Here is a 6,731-nt window from a genome sequence, read left to right on the forward strand (position 1 = left end):
TGTCATTCCGGGGCGATACGGCGGGACCGCGCGAAGCGCGGCCCTAGAGCATCGAGCCCGGAATCCATCGCGCCACATTTTCTGCGGTGAAATGGATTCCGGGCTCGCGCCAAGAGGCACGCCCCGGAATGACGGCCTGAGTGGTGTCCACGTCTCAACCCGACGAAAGATCGGAATCCAAAAATGAGCGAAACGTCCCAAAACTTCCTCGGCATCGTCTCCGGCGGTCGCAGCCGTGCTCATGCCGACGTCGCCGACCGCTCGAACCGCATCGCGAGCGGCCTCGCCAGGATCGGCGTCAAGCAAGGCGACTGCGTCTGCATGCTCCTGCGCAACGACATCGCCTTCATCGAAGCGGCCTATGCGGCGATGCGGCTCGGCGCCTATGGCGTGCCGATCAATTGGCACTTCAAGCCGGAGGAGATCAACTACATCCTCAGGGATTCCGGTACGAAGGTCTTGATCGGCCATGTGGACATGCTGCACGGCCTGCGTGACGCGATTCCGAACGGCGTCACCGTGATCAGCGTGCCGACGCCACCTGAAATTCTGAAGAACTACAAGATCGATCCCGATCACCTCAAAACGCCCGACTTCGCGATCGACTTCGAGTCCTGGCTTGCGCAGTTCCAGCCCTATGACGGTCCGGTCGTCCCGCAGCCCATGAACATGATCTACACGTCCGGCACCACTGGACACCCGAAGGGCGTGCGGCGCCACGCGCCGACGCCGGAGCAGCAGGCGGCCGGCGAGCGCATGCGCGCGATGATCTACGGCCTCAAGCCAAGTGCCCGCGCGCTGCTGCCGGGACCGCTCTATCACTCCGCACCAAATTCCTTTGGTCTCCGCGCCGGCAAGCTCGGTGGTGCACTGGTGCTGATGCCGCGCTTCGAAGCCGAAGAGTTTCTGGAGCTGATCGAGCGCTACAAAATCGACACCATTTTTATGGTGCCGACCATGTTCATCCGGCTGATGAAGCTGCCGGAGGCGGTGCGCAAGAAATACGACGTCTCTTCGCTCCGCCACGTCATCCATGCCGCCGCACCCTGTCCGCCCGACGTCAAGCGCGCGATGATCGAATGGTGGGGGCCGGTGATCTACGAATTTTACGGCTCGACCGAGTCGGGCGCTGTCACCTTCGCCACGTCTGAAGACGCGCTGATGAAACCGGGCACCGTCGGCAAGATCTCGCCCGGCGCCGAGCTGCGCTTTCTCGGTGACGACGGCCGCGTGCTGCCGGCCGGTGAGATCGGCGAAATCTATTCGCGCATGCCGCAGACCGCTGATTTCACCTATCACAACAAGCCGGAGAAGCGCACCGAGATCGACCGCGAGGGTTTCATCACGTCGGGCGACGTCGGTTATATCGATGAAGACGGCTATGTCTTCATCTGCGACCGCAAGCGCGACATGGTGATATCAGGGGGCGTCAACATCTATCCGGCCGAGATCGAATCCGTGCTGCACGCCGTTCCCGGCGTGCACGATTGCGCCGTGTTCGGCATCCCCGACGCCGAGTTCGGCGAGGCGCTGATGGCTGTTGTCGAGCCGCAGGCCGGCGTGACGCTGGACGCGGCCGAGATCCGCACGCGGCTCAAATCATCGCTCGCCGACTACAAGGTGCCGAAGCACATCGAAATCCACGCCCAACTGCCGCGCGAAGACTCCGGAAAGATTTTTAAGCGCCGCCTGCGCGATCCCTATTGGGAACGGGCCGGGCGCAAGATTTGACACTGCGTAGGGTGGGTTAGCTGAGCGGGCTGCGCGAAGCGCAAGTCCGCGTAGCGTAACCCACCACTTTGCTCTCCGCGGCGACAGAAGTGGTGGGTTACACCAGTGGACCGCGCTTTGCGCGGCCACGTGCTAACCCACCCTACGCACTACAAGTTTCGACAACGACGAGGAGACTCCAATGAGTGACGCGGCAGCGAAGTCCGAGGCGAGGGAAGTTCTCTACGAGGTGTCCGATCACATCGCGACCATCACGCTGAATGCGCCGGAGCGGATGAACACGATCTCCGGTCCGATGCTCAACGATCTCGCGCGGCACCTGACCGAGGCCAATGAAGACCCGATGGTCCGCTGCGTCATCCTCACCGGCAAGGGGCGCGCGTTCTGCGCCGGCCTCGATCTGCGAAAGGAGCGCGACGGCAACGGCCTGTCCGCGGCATCCTCGCCGACCACGCTCAACCTGCGCAACACGCCGCCGACCGTGCTGCAGGCGATGGACAAGCCGACCATCTGCGCCGTCAATGGCGGCGCGGCCGGCTACGGCATGGACACCGCGCTCGGCTGCGACATCCGCATCATGGCGGAGTCTGCAAAGCTCGCCGCCGCCTTCGTCAAGCGCGGCGTGGTGCCGGAATCCGGCGGCACCTGGCTCTTGCCGCGCATGATCGGCTGGGCCAAGGCGTCCGAGCTGATCTTCACCGGCCGCACGCTGAGTGCACGGGAATGCCTGACGTGGGGCCTCGCTAACGAGGTCGTGCCTGACGGCGAATTGATGGGCCGCGCCCGCGCGATGGCCCGCGAGATCGCGGCCAATGCGCCGCTCGCCGTCCAGGCGTCAAAGCGCATGATGCGCATGGGCCTGAACGAGACCTTCCCGGATCACGTCCACCACGTTTATCTCCAGCTCTTGCCGCTGTTCAGGACGCAGGACATGGCCGAAGGCATGAAAGCCTTCATGGAGAAGCGCGAGCCGAAGTTCGAGGGGCGGTAGGCGGGTTCCTCCTGGCCAACGGGCCGTGAACGTCCGGCCTGATCAACGCGACTAAGCTTGAAATGAGGACCTGAGCCCAGGACTCTCATGGATATGGGAAGCCTGAGATGAAGCGTCTGACGAAAGCCCTGTTGCTCGCCGGCGGCCTGGTCGCCACGACGGCGGTGCTGGCAAGTCCGGTCGCGACAAGCTCCACCCATGCGAGCCCGACAAAGAGCATCCATATCGGCTGGGATCGCACGTCCAGGTCGGACAACACTGTGGATCAAACCTGGTGGGCGGTCAGGACCCATTGCCCGTGGGACACCGTCGCCCAGCGCCTGTTCTGTACGGCGGTCACTTACGTGTTGCCGACAGGGGCCACGGGCAACTATTTCGAATCGAAGGTTTCCGACGAAACCGGTCTGCCATTGCCCGAGCGCTGGGACCTCACGACCGCGAAGAATTCACCGTTCATCAGTTCGATTCATGCCGAGACGCCGCTCGATCCTGCGTCCGTGCTTGCCTTCTATCGTGCCGAGCTCGAAAAGCGCGGCTGGACGGAGAACGGCGATGCAGTCATCGAGCCGGACCGTGCCGTGATCGCGTTCAAGGCGTCGGGCAGGCCGGCGCTGCTCCGGGTCACGCGCGAGGGCGACATGACGGTCGCAGATCTGTCGCTGCGCAAGGTGGCCGAGGCGAAGGGCGGCCTGCAGCCGAAGCCGGGGCAGGTCAAGCTGATGTTCGGCAACAAGACAGACGAAGAGGCCATCATCACCATCAACGGACAGACCATCAAGTTGGCGGCCAAAGCCGGAGCTGACTTGACCGACTCCGCCGAGGACGCAGCCAAGGTCCCGGCCAGCCAAACGATCGACCTGCCGCCGGGCAAGTACAAAGTCATCCTCAAGGTGACGAGCGGTGCGGCGCAGAACCGGGAGTTCGAGGTCGCTGCCAACGAGACCTGGGGTCTCTTGGTCGGCCCGGATGGCGCCGCGCTCCCCATCCACTTGTATTGAAGCTGCGGCGAGCATGTGAGGGAAGCCTGTTCGTAGGCGTATGTCGGCCCGGCCGGCACCTCAGCACTCCGCCGCGCCGCCCCAACTTCATCTTGCACTGCGGTAGAAAATTATTGCACACTCTGCCGGGCCGGGCAGCCCCAAGAAGCTCGAAGCGGAGCTAGCCATGTCCCTTCAGACCGCACCCTCAGACGCCGCCATCGACCGTCCCAACCGCGCCGAGGAAGCCCAGGCGCTGGAGGCGGATGCGCGGCTGCGGGATGACATCCGCCTGCTCGGGCGCATCCTTGGCGACACGGTGCGCGACCAGGAGGGCGCAGACGTATTCGACCTGGTCGAGCGCATCCGCCAGACCTCGATCCGGTTCCATCGCGACGAGGACCGGCTCGCCCGCCGTGAGCTCGAGCAGATCCTCGACGGCATGTCGATCGCCGACACCGTCCGCATCGTCCGCGCCTTTAGCTATTTCTCCCACCTCGCCAACATCGCCGAGGACCACAACAACATCCGCCAGATGCGCGCCCGGAGCGCAGCGAAGAATGGCGGGGCCGGGGTGCTCGCGAATACGCTGTCGCACGCCCGCGACGCCGGCCTCAGCGCCGAAGAGCTGCGCCGTTTCTTCAAGGACGCGCTGGTGAGCCCCGTCTTGACGGCGCATCCGACCGAGGTCCGGCGCAAGAGCACCATGGACCGCGAGATGGAGGTTGCAGCGCTGCTCGACCATCGCGAGCGTGTCGCGCTGACGCCGGATGAAGCCGCGGCGAGCGACGAGCAGTTGCGCCGCGAGGTGCTGACGCTGTGGCAGACCAATTTGCTTCGGCGTACCAAGCTCACCGTGCTCGACGAGGTCGCCAACGGCCTGTCCTTCTACGACTACACCTTCCTTCGCGAGGTGCCGCGCCTGGTCAATACGCTGGAAGACCGGCTGGAGGAGGGCGGCGAGCAGGCGGCAGCCGAGCTCGCCTCGTTCCTGCGCATGGGAAGCTGGATCGGCGGCGACCGCGACGGCAATCCCTTCGTCACCGCGGAGGTGATGCGCGGCACGCTGCGGCTGCAGTCGAGCCGGGTCATGCAGTTCTATCTCGAAGAGCTGCACAAGCTCGGCGCCGAGCTGTCGATCGCAGCCCATCTGGCCGACGTCTCCGAAGAGCTGCGCGCGCTCGCCGAGCGGTCGCCCGACACCTCGCCGCACCGGAGTGGCGAGCCGTATCGCCTCGCGGTGTCAGGCATCTATGCGCGGCTGACCGCGACCGCCGAGAAGCTGAAGGTGGAGATCACGCGCCGCCCGGTCGGCAAGGGCGCGCCTTACGAGAGCGTGAAGGAGCTGCAGGCCGATCTCGACGTGCTGCACCGCTCGCTGATCTCGAACAATGCCCGCGTCATCGCGCGCGGCCGGTTGCGGCTGTTGCGCCGCGCGGTCGATTGCTTCGGCTTCCACCTGGCGCGACTCGACATCCGCCAGAACTCGGCCGTGCACGAGCGCACCATTGCCGAGCTGATGGACGCTGCCAACCCCGGCATGTCCTACCTCGCGCTCGGCGAAGAGGCGCGCATTGCGCTCCTCACCAACGAGTTGCGGTCGACGCGCTCGTTGGTCTCGCCATTCGTCAAATACAGCGACGAGACGCTTGGCGAGCTCGCGGTGTTCCGTGAGGCGGCCGAATCGCATGAGCGCTTCGGCTCTGACGTGATCCCCCAATGCATCATCTCGATGTGCAAGGGCATGTCCGACATGCTCGAGGTTGCCGTGCTGCTGAAGGAAGTTGGTCTCGTCCACCCTTCCGGTCGCAGTGCGATCAACATCGTGCCGCTGTTCGAGACCATCGAGGATCTGCAGGCCTCCTCCGGCATCATGGATCGCATGCTGTCGCTGCACGATTATCGCCGCCTGGTCGACAGCCGCGGCGGCGTGCAGGAGGTGATGCTCGGCTATTCCGACAGCAACAAGGATGGCGGCTTCGTCACCTCCGGCTGGGAGCTCTACAAGGCCGAAATCGGCCTCGTCGAAGTCTTCGAACGCCACCACGTTCGGCTCAGGCTGTTCCACGGCCGCGGCGGTTCGGTCGGCCGCGGCGGCGGCCCGAGCTACGATGCCATCATCGCGCAGCCCGGCGGAGCCGTGAACGGCCAGATTCGTATCACCGAGCAGGGCGAGATCATCTCGTCGAAATATTCCAACGCCGAAGTCGGCCGCAACAATCTGGAGATTCTCGCCGCCGCCACGCTGGAGGCGAGCCTGCTGCATCCGCGCCAGAGCGCACCGCGCCGCGAGTATCTCACCGCGATGGACGAGCTGTCGGGCCTCGCCTTCAAAGCCTATCGCGGCCTGGTCTACGAGACCGACGGCTTCGTCGACTATTTCTGGTCATCCACCGTCATCAACGAGATCGCGACGCTCAACATCGGCAGCCGCCCGGCCTCGCGCAAGAAGACCCGCGCGATCGAGGACTTACGCGCCATTCCCTGGGTGTTCTCCTGGGCGCAGTGCCGCTTGATGCTGCCGGGCTGGTACGGCTTTGGCAGCGCGGTCGAGCAATGGATCACGGAGCATCCCGACAAGGGCATGCCGTTCCTCAAAGAGCTCTACCGCGACTGGCCGTTCTTCCGCATGTTGCTGTCGAACATGGATATGGTGCTCGCCAAGAGCTCGATTGCGATCGCGTCACGCTATGCGGAGCTCGTGCCGGACGAAGCTTTGCGCGAAAAGATTTTTGGCCGCATCCGACGCGAATGGCACTCCTGCATCGAGACGCTTCTGGACATCATGGGCCAGGACCGCCTGCTGCAGGGCAATCCGCTGCTGGAGCGTTCGGTGCGCCATCGCTTCCCCTATCTCGACCCGCTCAACCACGTGCAGGTCGAGCTGTTGAAGGAGCACCGCGCGCAGAACCCGGACGAGGCGGTGCTGCGCGGGATTCAGCTCACCATCAACGGCATCTCGGCGGGGCTTCGGAATACGGGTTAGGTGGCGGCGCCACCGCACACTCAGTCGTCATGCCCGGGCTTGTCCC

At 64.6% G+C, this 6,731-nt stretch carries 4 protein-coding genes; all 4 read left to right on the top strand.

Features of this window, described 5'->3' with window-relative positions:
- Positions 1 to 183 precede the first annotated feature (183 nt).
- The 4 genes from C2U70_RS22335 (at position 184) to ppc (ending at position 6,685) form a co-directional block, all read left to right on the top strand.
- A complete protein-coding gene (locus C2U70_RS22335; RefSeq protein ID WP_140980575.1) occupies positions 184 to 1,731 on the top strand; it encodes an acyl-CoA synthetase in 1,548 nt (515 codons plus the stop codon).
- Between the two features lie 181 nt (positions 1,732 to 1,912).
- The gene (locus tag C2U70_RS22340) at positions 1,913 to 2,722 is read left to right on the top strand and encodes an enoyl-CoA hydratase/isomerase family protein (protein WP_140980576.1); all 810 of its coding nucleotides are present in this window, start codon (positions 1,913 to 1,915) and stop codon (positions 2,720 to 2,722) included.
- A 107-nt stretch (positions 2,723 to 2,829) separates the two neighbouring features.
- Entirely contained in the window at positions 2,830 to 3,720 is an 891-nt protein-coding gene (locus C2U70_RS22345) for a hypothetical protein (protein WP_140980577.1), read from the top strand.
- Positions 3,721 to 3,886: 166 nt separating this feature from the next.
- Positions 3,887 to 6,685 carry a phosphoenolpyruvate carboxylase gene (gene ppc / locus C2U70_RS22350; protein WP_140980578.1) on the top strand — a complete coding sequence of 933 codons (2,799 nt, stop codon included), beginning with the start codon at positions 3,887 to 3,889 and terminating at the stop codon, positions 6,683 to 6,685.
- Positions 6,686 to 6,731 lie beyond the last annotated feature (46 nt).

The organism is Bradyrhizobium guangdongense, from assembly GCF_006483445.1.
Classification (GTDB): Bacteria; Pseudomonadota; Alphaproteobacteria; order Rhizobiales; family Xanthobacteraceae; genus Bradyrhizobium; species Bradyrhizobium guangdongense_A.